We start from the raw sequence: 14136 nt of genomic DNA on the forward strand, positions 1-14136 counted from the left end.
ACCCGGAACCGCCTTGGCATGGCGGCGCGGCTTCGCAAAGCTTTAAGTGGCGGCCACCCCGCAGGCCCTGATCGCATCGCGAGCAGCCTCAGCGACCGGATCATGGCCTTCGGCCCAAGCAAGTAAGCTCGCAGCCAGCGTCGGGTCGGCGAGTTCTTCGGCGGCATTCATCACCGCTATATTGCTCTCGTCACGATCGAGTTCGCGGCGAACGAGGGGCAGGGCAACAGCCGGATCGCGCCTCGCCAATCCGCAAAGCGCTTCGCCGCGCACGACCGGGTCCACATCCTCTGCACCCATCCGCAAAGCCGCCCGAATCCTCGCATCATCGCGGTCGCTGAGCGCTAACAGCATGGCCGCCCAGTCCCTGTTCGATACGTCAGCGTCGCCCATCAAGGCGATCAATCGGTCAAGATTGGCCTCGCCCTCGGGGCCGTCGAGCGGAACATCCGCATCGACGAATGACGCCAGGAACGGCGATTTCGGCAAATAGTCGCTCACGCCGCCTCGAACCGGATCGGCAGCCGCTTCAGCCCGCCGACGAACACCGACTCCACCCGCGCCGGATCGCCTGCGAGTTCGAGCTTTTTGATCCGCGGCAGCAGTTCCTCCATCATGATCCGCATCTCCATGCGGGCGAGATGCTGGCCGAGGCAGACATGCGCGCCGAAGCCGAAGGCAAGCTGCTGGTTCTTCGGCCGGTCGGGGTCGAAGGCGAAGGGGTCGCCGAACACCGCCTCGTCGCGGTTGGCCGAGACATAGTTGAGCATCAGCCAGTCGCCCGCGCGCACCTGCTGCCCGCCGATCTCGACATCTTCCTTGGCGCTGCGCATGAAATGCTGCACCGGGGTCGACCAGCGGATCGCCTCCTCGATCAACCCCGCCTTGTCGCTGTCAGCGGCGCGGAAGCGTTCGAACAGCGCCGGGTTCTTCGCCAGTTCCATGATCGCGCCGGCGGTCGAGGCGCTCGTCGTATCATGGCCCGCGGTCGCGATGATCATATAATAGCCCGCCAGCTCGCGATCGGGGATCTGGCCGCCGTCGATCGTCGCATTGGCGATGACCGTCGCGATGTCCTCGCGCGGATTGGCGCGGCGGTCGGCGGTCAGCGCGCCGAAATATTGCTCGAAATCGGCGATCACATAATGGAGCATCGCGATCGCCTGTTCGGCGCTGGTGATCGCCTCGCGGCTGCGGTTGAGCTCGGGGTCGGTCGAGCCGAACAATTGCTGGGTCAGCATCAGCATGCGCGGCTCGTCCTCGGGCGGCACCCCCAATATGTCCATGACGACGCGCAGCGGATAATGCGCCGCGACGTCGCGCGCGAAATCGCATTCGGGCCCGGCGGCGAGCATCGCATCGACCGTCTCGCGGGCCAGGCCGTGTATACGCTCTTCGACGATCTTCAGATTCTTGGGCATGAACCAGCTCTGGGTGAGCAGGCGGTATTTCATGTGATCGGGGGCGTCCATCTGGACCAGCGAGCGGATCAGATGCCCGTCGCCCCCCGGGGTCGCGGCGCGCGCGATCGCCTCGCCGTCGCGGTTGGTCAGCACCGTCGGGCGGATGCCGTTCGCAAAACGCTGCGGATCCTTGCTGATCGCCATGATGTCGGCGTGGCGGGTGACGAGCCAGAAGGGGTCGACCTCCGCGGTCTCGGCGACCGCGAGCGGCGCATGGGCGCGCGCCCAGCCGAGCTTTTCATGAAGCCCGTCCCATTCCCCATAAGCGACGGGGTCGACGACGGCGGCGGCTACCTCTCCAGGCAATATAGGTTTTGTCATGCAACCAAAGCTGCCCCATCTCGTGTCATCTGTCGAGAGCCATGCTACGCCCGCCGAAAGCGACGCGGGAGTCCGCGTGGCATCGGCGTAGCCGGTGCGGCAAAATCAAGACCGGGGATCGCCATCATGAAAACATCGCACCGTCATCTGCTTGTCGCCGCCGTCTCGTCGCTCGGTCTCGCCGCCTGCGCCGCGCAGCCGGGAATCGCGCCGGTCGCCGCCGCGCCCGCCGCGACACCGCCCGCCTTCACCGGCGCGGCGCTGCCCGCCGACATCCCGAGCCAGTTGCCGCGCAATGCGCGCCCGATTCATTACGACATCAGCGTCACCCCCGACGCCAAGGCGCTGAGCTTTACCGGCGAGGCGGCGATCGACCTCGAGCTGTACGAAAGCGCCAATGGCATCGTGATGAACGCGCTCGACCTCGATGTCGTCGATGCCAGCCTGACCCGCGCCGACGGGACCGGCGCGCCGATCCCGCTGATCGCGTCGACCGATGCCGAGGCGCAGACGGTGACCTTTATCGCGCCCGTCCCGCTCGACGCCGGCACCTACCGCCTCATCACGCATTACAAGGGCATCATCGGCACCCAGGCGAACGGGCTGTTCGCGCTCGATTATCCCGACAAGGTCAGCGGCGCCGAGGTGCGCGGGCTGTTCACCCAGTTCGAGGCGCCCGACGCGCGGCGCTTCGTCCCCAGCTTCGACGAACCGAGCTATAAGGCGACCTTCACCCTGTCGGCGATCGTCCCGCAGGACGACCTCGCGGTGAGCAACATGCCCGCCGCGAGCGAAACCCCGCTGGCGGGCGGGCTCAAGAAAGTGACCTTCGCCACCTCGCCCAAAATGTCCTCCTATCTGCTGTTCTTCGCGACCGGCGATTTCGAGCGGCTCGCGGCAAAGAGCGAAAGCGGCGCCGAAGTCGGCATCGTCTCGCCCAAGGGGTCGGGCGAACAGGCACGCTTCGCGCTCGACAGCCTCGGTCCGCTGCTCACTTACTACAGCGACTATTTCGGCCAGCCCTATCCGCTCCCCAAGCTCGACAATGTCGCCGGCCCCGGCCAGTCGCAGTTTTTCGGCGCGATGGAAAATTGGGGCGCGATCTTCACCTTCGAACGCATCCTGCTCGACGATCCGACGATCACCAGCGAAGCGACGCGGCAGCAAATCTATTCGACGCAGGCGCATGAGGTCGCGCACCAATGGTTCGGCGACCTCGTCACCATGGCCTGGTGGGACGATTTGTGGCTCAACGAAGGCTTCGCGAGCTGGATGGAGACCAAGGCGAGCGACCATTTCCACCCCGACTGGCAACCGTTGCTCGACCGCGTCGACGGCCGCGAGCGCGCGATGGGGCTCGACGCCTTCGCGACGACGCACCCGGTGGTCCAGAAAATCCGCACCGTCGAGGACACCAATCAGGCGTTCGATGCGATCGCCTACCAAAAGGGCGAAGCCGTCATCACCATGCTCGAATCCTATGCCGGCGAGGATGTGTGGCGGGACGGGCTGCGCACCTATATGGCGCAGCATAAATATGCGAACACGCGCACCGACGATTTGTGGAACGCGGTCGAGGTCGCGGGCGCCAAGGGCCTCACCGCGATCGCGCATGATTTCACCAACCAGCCGGGAATCCCGCTGCTGCGCGTCGGCAGCATGACCTGCGCCGGCGACCGGACGACGGTCGCGCTGACCCAGGGCGAATTTTCGCGCGACCGCAAGGACGGTATCGAGGCCGAGGGCCGCCGCTGGCAGGTGCCGGTGCTCGCCCGCGCGGGGGAAGGCGCGGTCGCGCGGCAGGTGATCGCGGGCGGCGCGGGCACGCTGACGCTGCCCGGCTGCGGCCCGGTGCTGATCAACGCCGGACAGGCGGGCTATTACCGCACCCTCTATTCGCCGGCCGCGCTCGCCGCGCTGCGCGGCCGCTTTGCGTCGCTCGCACCGATCGACCAGCTTGGGCTGCTCGGCGACAATTTCGCGCTCGCGAACGCGGGCTATCAGCCGATGGGCGCCGCGCTCGACCTGCTCGCTGCCACCCCGCAGGGCGCGAGCCAGAAGGTGATCGGCGACGTCGCCGGCCGCTACCAGACGCTCTACGCGATGTTCGACGACCAGCCCGCGGTCCAGAAACGCATCGCCGCGATGGCCGGCGCGGTGCTTGACCCGTCGATGCGGCGGCTCGGCTTCGAACCGCGCGCCGGCGAACCGGCGCTCGACAGCGTGCTGCGCTCCGACCTGCTCGCCGCGCTCGGCGCGATGGGCGATGCCAGGGTGCTCGCCGAGGCGCGGCGCCGTTTCGCGCTGCTCGACAGCAACCCCGCCGCGCTCGACGGCCCGCTCAAGTCGCGCTGGCTCGGCATCGTCGCGACCAACGCGACCGATGCCGATTGGACCCGGCTGCACGCGCTCGCCAAGGCGTCGAAATCGGCGGTCGAACGCAGCACCTTCTACACCTTGCTCGGCTCGGCCAAAGATGCGGCGCTGGCTCGCCGCGCGCTCGATCTCGCGCTGACCGCCGAACCCGGCGAGACCGTCAGCGCGTCGATCATCGGCGCGGTCGCCGCTAACCATCCCGAACCGGCGGTCGATTTTGTCCAGGCGAATCAGGCGGCGGTCGACCGGCTGATCGACGCGTCGGCGCGCGCGCGTTTCCTCGCCGGACTCGCCGCCGCGTCACACGACCCCGCGATGATTGCCAGGCTTCAGGGCATCGCGGCGGACCTGCCCGCCGACGTCCGCAAACCCTATGACAAGGTGATCGCGACGCTGACCGAACGCAGCGTCAGCCGCCCGCGCATCAAGGGCGAAATCGCCAGCTGGCTGAAGGGCAAATAGGGATAAGTTCCACCCGTCATTCCCGCCTTTGCGGGAGCGATGGGTGCTTACTCGGCCAGCTGCGGCGCGCCCGCGGGCATCGCGCTCTTCCACTCGGCGCGCGCCTTGCGGATCATATATTTCAGCGCATCGGCGCCGCGTCCCCATGCCGCCGCGCAATCGGCGTCCCAGGCGTCGCCCAGTGCGATACCGAGTTCTTCGACGGTGATGTCGATGAAGGCGTCATATTCCTCGATCGGCAACGCGCCATAGCTGCGGTGCGTGAACACCAGCTCGGCGACGAGCGGCCACACCCAGCTTTGCCCCTTTGCCAGCCCCAACATCATCTGCAGCGTCTCGTCGGTCATCCGCCGCGACGCGGCGTCGACCGAGATGAAGCTCTCGAAACGCACCGGAAATGCCGCAAAGAAGCGTTCGAACAGGGCCAGCCGAAGATCGATGCCCGTTTCGGCGAGCGCCGTCAGGTTCGCCTCCATCTTGCGGGCATCGCCGGTCTTCATTTGAACAGGCTGCCCAAAATGCCGCGCATCAACTGACCGCCGAACTTGCCCGCGACCTGCCGGCCGATATTGGTCGCCGCCGACCGCGCCGCCGATTCGACCATCTTCTCGGCGAAGCTCGGCTTCGCGGCCTCGCGCGCCGCGACCTTCTCCTGCTGCAGCCGCACCTTCTCCTCGGCAACCTTGCGCTTCGCCTCTTCCTTGGCCGCGATCGCGGCCTGTTTGTCGGCCTCGTCCTGCGCCTTGGCTTCGATCGCGGCGGCCTGCGCCTGGTCGGCCTTGGCGGCGAGCAGTTCCTCGGCGCTCTCGCGGTTGACCGCGGTATCGTATTTGCCCTCGACCGGCGAGATCGACTTGATGATCGCGCGCTCCTTGGCGTCGAGCGGGCCGGCACGCGAGCAGGGCGGCTTGATCAGCGTGCGCTCGACCGGCGACGGCGCGCCGTCGGCCATGAGCAGCGACACCAGCGCCTCGCCGACCTTCAATTCGGTGATCTCGCGCGCGACGTCGACCTTGGGATTGGGGCGGAAGGTGTCGGCGGCGGCCTTCACCGCCTTCTGGTCGCGCGGAGTGAAGGCGCGCAGCGCGTGCTGGACGCGATTGCCGAGCTGGCCCGCGACATCCTCGGGAACGTCGATCGGGTTCTGGGTGACGAAATAGACGCCGACGCCCTTGGACCGGATCAGGCGGACGACCTGCTCGATCTTCTGGGCGAGCGCGGGCGGCGCATCGTCGAACAGCAGATGCGCCTCGTCGAAGAAGAAGACGAGCTTCGGCTTGTCGGGGTCGCCGATCTCGGGAAGCGTCTCGAACATCTCGCTGAGCAGCCAGAGCAGGAAGGTCGCATAGAGCTTGGGGCTCGCCATCAACTTGTCGGCGGCGAGGATGTTGACGTAGCCACGCCCGTTTTCATCGGTGCGGATCATGTCCTGGATGTCGAGCGCGGGCTCGCCGAAGAAGTTCGCGCCCCCTTGGCTTTCGAGCGTCAGCAATTGCCGCTGGATCGTGCCCACGGTGGCCTTCGACACATTGCCATATTTGACGGTCAGCTCGTCGGCATTCTGCGCGCACCAGGCCAGCATCGCCTGCAGGTCGCCCAAATCGAGCAGCAGCAGATTCTGTTCGTCGGCGACCCGGAAGGCGATCGCGAGCACCCCCTCCTGCACTTCGTTCAGCCCCATCAACCGCGCGAGCAACAGCGGGCCCATTTCGGAAATCGTCGTGCGCACCGGGTGCCCCTGTTCGCCGAACAAATCCCAGAAGATCACCGGATTGTCGCGATACGCCCATTCGCTGTCGCCGATCTCGGCGGCGCGCGCGGCGAAAATCTCGTGCATCTTCGACGTCGGGCTGCCCGCCATCGCCAGGCCGGCGAGGTCGCCCTTCACATCGGCGACGAACACCGGAACGCCGACCGCCGAAAACCCCTCGGCCAGCCCCTGCAGCGTCACCGTCTTGCCGGTGCCGGTCGCCCCGGCGATCAGCCCGTGCCGGTTGGCGCGCTTGAGCACCAGCGACTGGCGCGGCCCGTCGGGGGCGCCGCCGCCGCCGAGGCCGATATAGATTTCACTCGCCGTGCTGCCGTCGCTCACTCGCTGTCCTCCGCTATCCGAACCTGCCTGCCGGTCTAGAACGCGGGGCGTGGACAGGCAATCGGCAACCGCGCGGCTGTCATCGGCCGGAGAGGACGATCGGCAGCTGTGGCCCGGCCCGTCTCGCGAGGTTTCAGGCGGCGGGGCGGTCGAGCAGCATGGCGACCGACCAGCCCGAATTGTTCAGCTCGGTCCGTTCGCCGCCACGGTCCTGCCGGAAACAATGGACGAGCCGTCGTCCCTTCAGTTCGTCATCGCCCTCCTCCCACGGCTGCGCCTTCCTTTCGGCGAAGAGCGCCAACAGACGACGTCGTTGTCCGTCCGTCAGGGACGCGGCAACCTCTTGGGCGTTTATCATGGTCATGAGCCTCGTGCTGGCGAAGCGAGCGGGTCGACGGTTTGGGAAGAGATCGGCCCGTTCGCCGCCGGACATATGTCCGACGGGCGGTTTGTTTGCGCCTGCCGTCAAGCTACCATGACCGGAGACAACAAGCCACCTCCTTGTTTTTACGATATTATTCGTCAGTTGAGCGGGCGGCGCACGGGAACGGTGTCACACCGACCATCTCGCAGCGCCCATGCGGACCGGAATATCTGGTGGCGCACGCGTGCTTCGATGGCCGGAAATCGTGGAAGCGGCCCGAAGCATCCCTTTCGCGTGGAAAGCTGTCACCCGCTTCCCACCCCGGAACCGCCATCACGCCCGCCAACGCTCGTCCAGCCGGCGTCACGCCACCGCGATCGCCTCGATCTCGATGCGAAAGCCGAAGTGCAGCGGCCCGGTCGGTACCACGCTGCGCGCCGGCCGGTTCGCGCCGAAAAAGCGGGCGTAAATTGCATCGACCTCGCCCCAGTCGTCGATATCGCTGAGATAGACGGTGGTCTTGACCACCTGCGCCAGCCCGGCGCCCGCATCGGCGAGCACGGTTTCCAGGTTGTGCAAGGCCTGCTCGACCTGCGCCGCGAACGGCGCGGACGCCAGCGCGGTATCGCGTCCGGGCAACAACGGCAGCTGCCCCGACACGAAGATGAAACCACCCGCGATGACGAAGGGCGAATAATGCGGTCCGCCCGCCGTTCGCCCCGCATCCTGATCCGCCTTGCTTGCCGTCATTCGATCCTCTCCCACGCTGGTGGGAGAGGACTATCACGTCCGGCGGCGGCGGCCCATCATCCCATCACAAAGGCGTTGAGCTTGTTGCCGTCGAGATCGCGAAAATAGCCCGCGTAGAAACCCTCGCCGCGCGGTCCCGGGGGGCCTTCGCAGGTGCCGCCGTTGGCGATCGCGATGTCATAGAGCCGATGCACCTGCTCCTGGTCTTTCGCCTCGAGCGCGACCATCACACCGTTGCCGACGCTCGCGGCATTGCCGTCGAACGGCTTGGTCAGTCCGATCCCCGCACCGCCGCCGGGCTTGCCCCACGCGATGAAGGTCTCGAACTCCATCATCCGCGGCGTCTCCAGTTCCGCCGCGATCGCGTCATAAAACACCGCCGCCTTCGCAAGGTCGTGGGTGCCGAGCGTCACATATCCGATCATCATTCTTCTCCCGACTCGTTGAAGGAACATAATAGGAACATTGTCGGCGACGCGCAAAGAAAAACGGGCGCCGGACCGATGAGGTCGCAGCGCCCGCTTTCAAGCCTCTTCCCCTTCGGCGAAGGGGAGAAGATTATTTTTTCAGCCGCAGCGCGACGTCCCCCGAAGGACCGCCGCGGCGGAGGATTTCCACCAGCACCGCATCGCGGCCCGCCGCCTTGGTGTCGGCCACGACCTTGGCCAGCGCATCGCTGGTCAGCACCGCGGTGCGCGCGGTGCCCGCGCTCAGGATCACGTCGCCGCGGCGAAGCCCCTTGCGCCCGGCATCGCTGTTCGCCGAGACCGACCCGATCACCAGCCCCTTGGTGCCGGCGTCGACGCCCACCGCGCGCGCGATGTCGGCGGTCAGCGGCAGCACCGCAAGGCCCAGTTCGGTCTGGAGCGCGGTGTCGGCGGCGCCCGTCGGATCGTCCGGCGTCGCCTGTTCGTCCTCGGGATCGAAGGTGCTCGGCGCCTGGTCTGCCGCGGCGGGCCGCGTGCCGACCACGGCGTTCAGCGTGATCGTCTTGCCGTCGCGGATCACCTCGAGCGGGATGCGCGTGCCGGGTTTGACCCGCGCGACGATGTACGACAGCGTCTGCTGCGGCGAGACCTCTTTGCCATTGACCTTGGTCACCACGTCGCCGCGCTTCAGCCCGGCCTTTTCGCCCGCCTCGCCCGGTTCGATGCGCCCGATGCGCTCGCCGCGGTCCTTGGGCAGGCCCAGCGCCGCCGCCATATCCTCGTCGACCGGGGTGATCCCGATGCCGAGGTAGCCGCGTTCGACCGCCTGGCCGGCCTTCAGCGCGTCGATCACCGGAATCGCTGCGTCGGCGGGGATCGCGAAATTGACGCCGATATTGGCGCCGACCGGCGAGATCAGCATGTTGTTGATGCCGACGACATTGCCCTGCAGATCGAACAGGGGACCGCCCGAATTGCCGCGGTTGATCGCGGTATCGGTCTGGATATAGCGGTCATAGGCGCCGCCCTGCCCCAGATTGCGCTGCACCGCCGAGATGATCCCCGCGGTCACCGTCGAGCCGAGCCCGAGCGGGTTGCCGATGGCGACCACCCAGTCGCCGACGCGCGCGTCGCTGCCGGTGGCGAATTTGACGAAGGGCAGGCCCGTCGCGTCGATCTTGAGCAAGGCGAGGTCCGACGCGACGTCGCGGCCAACGATCTTCGCCTTATATTCCTTGCTGTTGGTCAGCGTGACCGTGACCTCGTTCACCGCCTCGCCGCGCGGACCGCCCGAGATGACGTGGTTGTTGGTGACGATATAGCCGTCGGTCGAGATCAGGAAGCCCGATCCGCCGCCCTGCTGTTCCTGGGTGATCGGCTCGCGGGTGCCCGCGAACGGATTGAGCCGGACGCCGAGCGTCACCTCCTGCTTGGTCGCGATATTGACCACCGCGGGCTGCAATTGCTCGACCAGGTCGGCGAAGCTTTCGGGGGCGCCCGACCGCGGCACGACCTTGGCGATTTCGCTCGATTCATTCTGCGCGACCTGCGCGCCGACGGGGGACTGGGTGACCAGCGCCAGCGCCGTGCCACCCGCCAGCAAAGCCGAAGTGATGCCGTAAACATAACGCACGATCGAAATTCCTTCTCTTACGAAAACTCTCTTACCCCGGCGACGGTGGTCTGCTGCCCCTTGGCTGAACGGTGATTGAACATGAACGGCGCTTTACCGTCCCGTTCATCCGCCGTCCGGCTCAGGGTTCAGTTACCCCGAAACCGGCGCAGATATTCATTGTCGGGCGACAGGATGATCGACGTCCCGCCCTGGTTGTTTTCGCCCAGGAAGGTCGAACGATAGCTCTGCATCGCGCGGTAGAAATCATAGAATTCGGGATCCTTGCCAAAGCTTTCGGCATAGATGCGCGCCGCTTCGCCATCGGCGCTGCCGCGGATGATCTGCGCTTCCTTCTGCCCTTCGGCGCGGATCGAGATCGCCTCCTGCTGGCGCGCGGTGCGCATGCGGTTGTACGCCGCCTCGAGCGTCGCGCCCTCGGGCAGGTCGGCGCGCTTGATCCGCACGTCGATGATCTCGGCGCCATATTTCTGCGCCTCGCGGTTCAGCGCGACCTGGATATTGTCCATCACCGCGCCGCGTTCGGGCGACAGCAACGTCGCAAAGGTCCGCTTGCCAAGTTCGTTGCGCAGCGACGAGCCGAGGATCGTTGCAAGCTGTGCCTGCAATTTATCCTCGGTGCGGATCGCGGTGTACATACGCACCGGGTTGGTGATGCGGAAGCGCGCGAAGGCGTCGACCTGCAGCCTTTGCTGGTCGGTCGAGAGCACCTGCTGGCGCTCCATGTTCACGCCGAGGATGCGCTTGTCGATATACTGGATACCGTCGGTGAACGGCACGCGCAGCACGAGACCGGCGCCCGAGCGTCCGAAATCCTCGTTCGGCTTGTACCGGTTCACCGTCCGCTCGATCTCGCCGAAGCGCAGGATCAGCGCCTGCTTGTCTTCGGGCACGATCGCCAGCGACTGCGACAGGATGAGGAGCAGGACGATGATGGCGATCAGCGGCCGCATCGGGCGTTGGAACAGGCTGTCGAACATCACTGGGCTCCCTTCGTCGCGGGCGTGGGCGCGGCAGGGGCCGTCCGTTTCTGTACCTCGTTGAGCGGCAGATAGGGGGTCACCCCGCGCGGCTCGACGATCGTCTTGTCGACGTTCGACAGAACAGCCTCCATCGTTTCATAATAGAGGCGCTGGCGCGTGACCTGCGGCGACAGCTTGTACTGTTCATAGATCTTGTCGAAGGCCGAGGTGTCGCCGCGGGCGCGTTCGAGCACCTGCTGCTGATAGGCGCGCGCGAGGTTGATCGCCGATTCGCGTTCCTGCCGCGCTGCGGTGACCTCCTTGAACGCCTCGTCGACCTGGCTCGGCGGGTCGACCTGGCGGATCGCGATGCCCTGAATCAGCACGCCCGACCGATACTGGTTGAGCAAATCCTGCATCCGCTGCTGCACCTGCGACTCGATCTCGACGCGCCCCGGGCCGATCGCCTGGACGAGGTCGAAATTGGCGACCGTCGCGCGCATCGCGCTTTCGGCAACTTCGCGGATCGTGCCGTCGGGATCGGCGAGCTGGAAAAAATACAGTTCGGGGTCACGCACCGACCAGCGGACTTCATAGGCGAGGTCGACGATGCTCTGGTCGCGGGTCAGCACGAAATTCTCGTCGGTCGCGTTGGGCGAACCGATCGCCATGGTGCGAATGGCGCGCACGTCCTCCAGCTTGATGCGTTCGATCGGCGCCGGCCAGGTGAGTTTGACGCCCGGACCGACGGTCCGCGAATAGCTGCCGAGCCGGGTGACGACGCCCTCTTTTTCGGGCGGCACGATGTGGAACGACGAAAAGATCGCCCAGATCGCGACGACGCCAAGCACGCCCCATTTCCACAGCTTCGCCGAATCGCCGAAGTTGATGTTGCCGCCGCCGCCATTGCCGTCACCGCCGCCGCCAAAGCTGCCGCGCCCCTTGCGCAGCAGCTCGTCGAGCGCCGAGGGGCCGCGCGGCTTGCGCGCGCGGTTGATATCGACCGGGTCGGGGCTGACCCACGGGTTGCGCGGCCCCGGCTTCTTGTCGCCGCCGCCGCTTCCCTTGCCGTCGTCGCCGCCCTTGGGCCCCCACGGGCTGTTCGCCATCGCGGCGATCTGGTGGAAAAATTGCCGCAGACCCCCGGGGGCGCGGCGTCCCATACCGTCACTATTGTCGTTGCTCATGGGGCTTTTATAGGGGGCGCGGGCGCGATTAACAGGGGGTCCGCGCGAAAATGGCTGGCAATCATGTCCGCCATGCCTATCTGCCACCGACATGACCGACACCGCTCCGCTCGCCAGCATCGCCACCGACCTGACCGGGGGGCGCACCTCGGGACTCAAATTCCTCGACGAGGAGGGCACGCTCGCGATCGTCCTCGACGTCACCGGCCTCGACGTGGACGAACGCAAACCGCTCGAGGACAAGCTGCGCGCCGGCCTGCTCGCGCGCCCCGGCGTCACCAGCGTCCGCGTCGCGATGACCGCCGAGCGCAAGGGACTGACCATCATCGCGGTCGGCAGCGGCAAGGGCGGGGTCGGCAAATCGACCCTCGCCGCCAATCTCGCGGTCGCGCTCCGCCGATTGGGCGTCAAGGTCGGCCTCGTCGATGCCGACATCTATGGCCCGTCGCAGCCGCGCCTGATGGACAGCGAGGGCGTCAAGCCCGAAGCGCGCGGACCCAAGCTGATCCCCGTTCCCAACGCCTATGGCGTGCCGATGCTGTCGACCGGACAGATCGCCGCGCCGGGGCAGGCGATCGCCTGGCGCGGTCCGATGGCGGGCAAGGCGCTCGAACAGCTCGTCGACGCGAGCTGGGGCGACATCGACACGCTGATCGTCGACCTGCCGCCGGGCACCGGCGACGTCCAGCTGACGATGATCCAGAAACACAAGCCCGCGGGCGCGGTGATCATCTCGACCCCGCAGGACCTCGCGCTGATGGACGCGACGCGCGCGATCGCCTTCTTCGAACAGGCCGACGTGCCGCTGATCGGGCTGGTCGAGAATATGGCGGGTTACGCCTGCCCGCATTGCGGCGAAGTCAGCGACCCGTTCGGCAGCGGCGGCGCCGAGGCGGCGGCCAAGACGATGGGGCTCGACTTCCTCGGCCGCGTACCGCTGTCGATGGGCATCCGCCTCGCCAGCGACGGCGGGGTGCCGCCGGCGGCCGGAACCGACAAGCTCGGCGAGCCGTTCCACGCGATAGCGGCGAAGGTCGCCGAATGGCTCGACCAGCGAAAGGGCAAATGATGGCGATCAACGACGAAGGCGAAATCCGCGAACTTCTGGGCCAGCCGCGCCGCATCGCGCTCGTCGGCGCCTCGCCCAACCCGGCACGCGATTCGAACCATGTCCTCGCCTTCCTCGTCGCGCAGGGCCATGACGTGATCGCGGTGAATCCCGGCCACGCGGGCAAGACGATCCACGGCGCCCCTGTCGTCGCTACCCTCGCCGACGTCGAGCCGCCGGCCGAACTGGTCGACATCTTCCGCAACAGCGCCGACGCTGGCGCCGCGGTCGACGAGGCGATCGTCCATGGCGCGAAAGCGGTGTGGATGCAGCTCGGCGTGATCGACGAAGCCGCGGCGCGGCGCGCCGACACCGCCGGGCTGATGGTCGTGATGGACCGCTGCCCCAAGATCGAGATCCCTCGCCTCGGGCTGCTGAAATGAGGGTCGCCGCGCTGCTGCTCGCCGCGTCCGCCCTCACCGGCTGCGCCGCCACCCCCGCTTCGACCGATCCGCAGGACCAGTTTTTCGCCGCGCTCACCGCACGCTGCGGCCAGGCCTATGCCGGCAAGATCGAGACGAACGAGGCTGCCGACGCCGATATGCAGGGCAAGGCGATGGTCATGCACATCCGCCGCTGCACCCCCGACCGCATCGAAATCCCCTTCCATATCGCCGGCCTCGGCCCCGACGGCAGCTGGGACCGCTCGCGCACCTGGATCGTCAGCCGCACCGGAAACGGCCTGCGCCTGAAACACGACCATCGCCACGCCGACGGATCGAAGGACGAAGTGACGATGTACGGCGGCGACACCGCCACCCCCGGCACCGCGAGCCGGCAGGAGTTTCCGGTCGATGCCGAATCGATCGCGATGTTCGAAGCGACAGGCCGCAGCGTCTCGACGACCAACATCTGGGCGATGGAGACCACCCCGCTCGGCTTCGCCTATGAACTGAAGCGCGCGAACCGCCATTTCCGCGTCGGCTTTTCATGGGACCGCCCGGTGAGTCCGCCGCCGCCGGCGCCGTGGGGCTGGTAGCACCATCGTCG

The 14136-nt window shown here is 66.9% G+C and carries 14 protein-coding genes; 4 read left to right on the forward strand and 10 right to left on the reverse strand.

Annotated features, from left to right (window positions below; all coding sequences use genetic code 11):
- Positions 1-42 precede the first annotated feature (42 nt).
- On the reverse strand, positions 43-501 hold the full coding sequence (locus EEB18_RS08470; protein WP_187142049.1) for a lyase: 459 nt from the start codon (positions 499-501) through the stop codon (positions 43-45).
- Positions 498-1784 (reverse strand): cytochrome P450, encoded by a 1287-nt coding sequence (locus EEB18_RS08475; protein WP_187142050.1) that lies wholly within the window; start codon positions 1782-1784, stop codon positions 498-500. Before EEB18_RS08475 ends, EEB18_RS08470 begins: the two co-directional genes overlap by 4 nt.
- Before the next feature lie 126 nt (positions 1785-1910).
- On the opposite strand from EEB18_RS08475, the gene EEB18_RS08480 reads away from it, so the two are divergent.
- On the forward strand, positions 1911-4622 hold the full coding sequence (locus tag EEB18_RS08480) for a M1 family metallopeptidase (protein ID WP_187142051.1): 2712 nt from the start codon (positions 1911-1913) through the stop codon (positions 4620-4622).
- 47 nt (positions 4623-4669) lie between these two features.
- Here EEB18_RS08480 and EEB18_RS08485 read toward each other — a convergent pair whose 3' ends face one another.
- From EEB18_RS08485 to hflK, 8 genes are all read right to left on the reverse strand, one after another.
- Positions 4670-5122, reverse strand: coding sequence for a hypothetical protein (locus EEB18_RS08485; RefSeq protein WP_187142052.1), 453 nt, complete (start codon positions 5120-5122; stop codon positions 4670-4672).
- The gene (locus EEB18_RS08490; RefSeq protein WP_410468126.1) at positions 5119-6714 is read right to left on the reverse strand and encodes a helicase HerA-like domain-containing protein; all 1596 of its coding nucleotides are present in this window, start codon (positions 6712-6714) and stop codon (positions 5119-5121) included. Before EEB18_RS08490 ends, EEB18_RS08485 begins: the two co-directional genes overlap by 4 nt.
- A 133-nt stretch (positions 6715-6847) precedes the next feature.
- Complete coding sequence (locus EEB18_RS08495) at positions 6848-7015, reverse strand: hypothetical protein (RefSeq protein ID WP_187142053.1); 168 nt, start codon at positions 7013-7015, stop codon at positions 6848-6850.
- Between the two features lie 426 nt (positions 7016-7441).
- A complete protein-coding gene (locus EEB18_RS08500; protein ID WP_187142054.1) occupies positions 7442-7828 on the reverse strand; it encodes a RidA family protein in 387 nt (128 codons plus the stop codon).
- Positions 7829-7884: 56 nt separating this feature from the next.
- Positions 7885-8253, reverse strand: coding sequence for a VOC family protein (locus tag EEB18_RS08505; RefSeq protein WP_056347050.1), 369 nt, complete (start codon positions 8251-8253; stop codon positions 7885-7887).
- 133 nt (positions 8254-8386) lie between these two features.
- The gene (locus EEB18_RS08510) at positions 8387-9889 is read right to left on the reverse strand and encodes a trypsin-like peptidase domain-containing protein (protein ID WP_187142055.1); all 1503 of its coding nucleotides are present in this window, start codon (positions 9887-9889) and stop codon (positions 8387-8389) included.
- Between the two features lie 128 nt (positions 9890-10017).
- Positions 10018-10869, reverse strand: coding sequence for a protease modulator HflC (gene hflC / locus EEB18_RS08515; protein WP_056344513.1), 852 nt, complete (start codon positions 10867-10869; stop codon positions 10018-10020).
- A complete protein-coding gene (hflK, locus tag EEB18_RS08520; protein WP_082544862.1) occupies positions 10869-12038 on the reverse strand; it encodes a protease modulator HflK in 1170 nt (389 codons plus the stop codon). The genes hflC and hflK overlap by 1 nt, the downstream gene beginning before the upstream one ends.
- A 91-nt stretch (positions 12039-12129) precedes the next feature.
- On the opposite strand from hflK, the gene EEB18_RS08525 reads away from it, so the two are divergent.
- Genes EEB18_RS08525 through EEB18_RS08535 form a run of 3 tightly spaced genes read left to right on the forward strand, consistent with a single transcriptional unit; the run spans position 12130 to position 14125 of the window.
- Positions 12130-13107: an Mrp/NBP35 family ATP-binding protein gene (locus EEB18_RS08525; protein ID WP_187142056.1), complete on the forward strand. Its 978-nt coding sequence runs from the start codon at positions 12130-12132 to the stop codon at positions 13105-13107.
- Positions 13107-13529 carry a CoA-binding protein gene (locus tag EEB18_RS08530; protein WP_187142057.1) on the forward strand — a complete coding sequence of 141 codons (423 nt, stop codon included), beginning with the start codon at positions 13107-13109 and terminating at the stop codon, positions 13527-13529. Before EEB18_RS08525 ends, EEB18_RS08530 begins: the two co-directional genes overlap by 1 nt.
- Complete coding sequence (locus EEB18_RS08535; RefSeq protein ID WP_187142058.1) at positions 13526-14125, forward strand: hypothetical protein; 600 nt, start codon at positions 13526-13528, stop codon at positions 14123-14125. Before EEB18_RS08530 ends, EEB18_RS08535 begins: the two co-directional genes overlap by 4 nt.
- Positions 14126-14136 lie beyond the last annotated feature (11 nt).

This window comes from Sphingopyxis sp. OPL5 (genome assembly GCF_003797775.2).
Taxonomy (GTDB): Bacteria; Pseudomonadota; Alphaproteobacteria; order Sphingomonadales; family Sphingomonadaceae; genus Sphingopyxis.

Coding starts and splice junctions, on each gene's coding strand:
- EEB18_RS08505 (WP_056347050.1), bottom strand. CDS start 8,253: ATGATCGGATATGTGACGCTCGGCACCCACGACCTTGCGAAGGCGGCG.
- hflK (WP_082544862.1), bottom strand. CDS start 12,038: ATGAGCAACGACAATAGTGACGGTATGGGACGCCGCGCCCCCGGGGGT.
- EEB18_RS08475 (WP_187142050.1), bottom strand. CDS start 1,784: ATGACAAAACCTATATTGCCTGGAGAGGTAGCCGCCGCCGTCGTCGAC.
- EEB18_RS08500 (WP_187142054.1), bottom strand. CDS start 7,828: ATGACGGCAAGCAAGGCGGATCAGGATGCGGGGCGAACGGCGGGCGGA.
- EEB18_RS08485 (WP_187142052.1), bottom strand. CDS start 5,122: ATGAAGACCGGCGATGCCCGCAAGATGGAGGCGAACCTGACGGCGCTC.
- EEB18_RS08535 (WP_187142058.1), top strand. CDS start 13,526: ATGAGGGTCGCCGCGCTGCTGCTCGCCGCGTCCGCCCTCACCGGCTGC.
- hflC (WP_056344513.1), bottom strand. CDS start 10,869: ATGTTCGACAGCCTGTTCCAACGCCCGATGCGGCCGCTGATCGCCATC.
- EEB18_RS08525 (WP_187142056.1), top strand. CDS start 12,130: ATGACCGACACCGCTCCGCTCGCCAGCATCGCCACCGACCTGACCGGG.
- EEB18_RS08530 (WP_187142057.1), top strand. CDS start 13,107: ATGGCGATCAACGACGAAGGCGAAATCCGCGAACTTCTGGGCCAGCCG.
- EEB18_RS08480 (WP_187142051.1), top strand. CDS start 1,911: ATGAAAACATCGCACCGTCATCTGCTTGTCGCCGCCGTCTCGTCGCTC.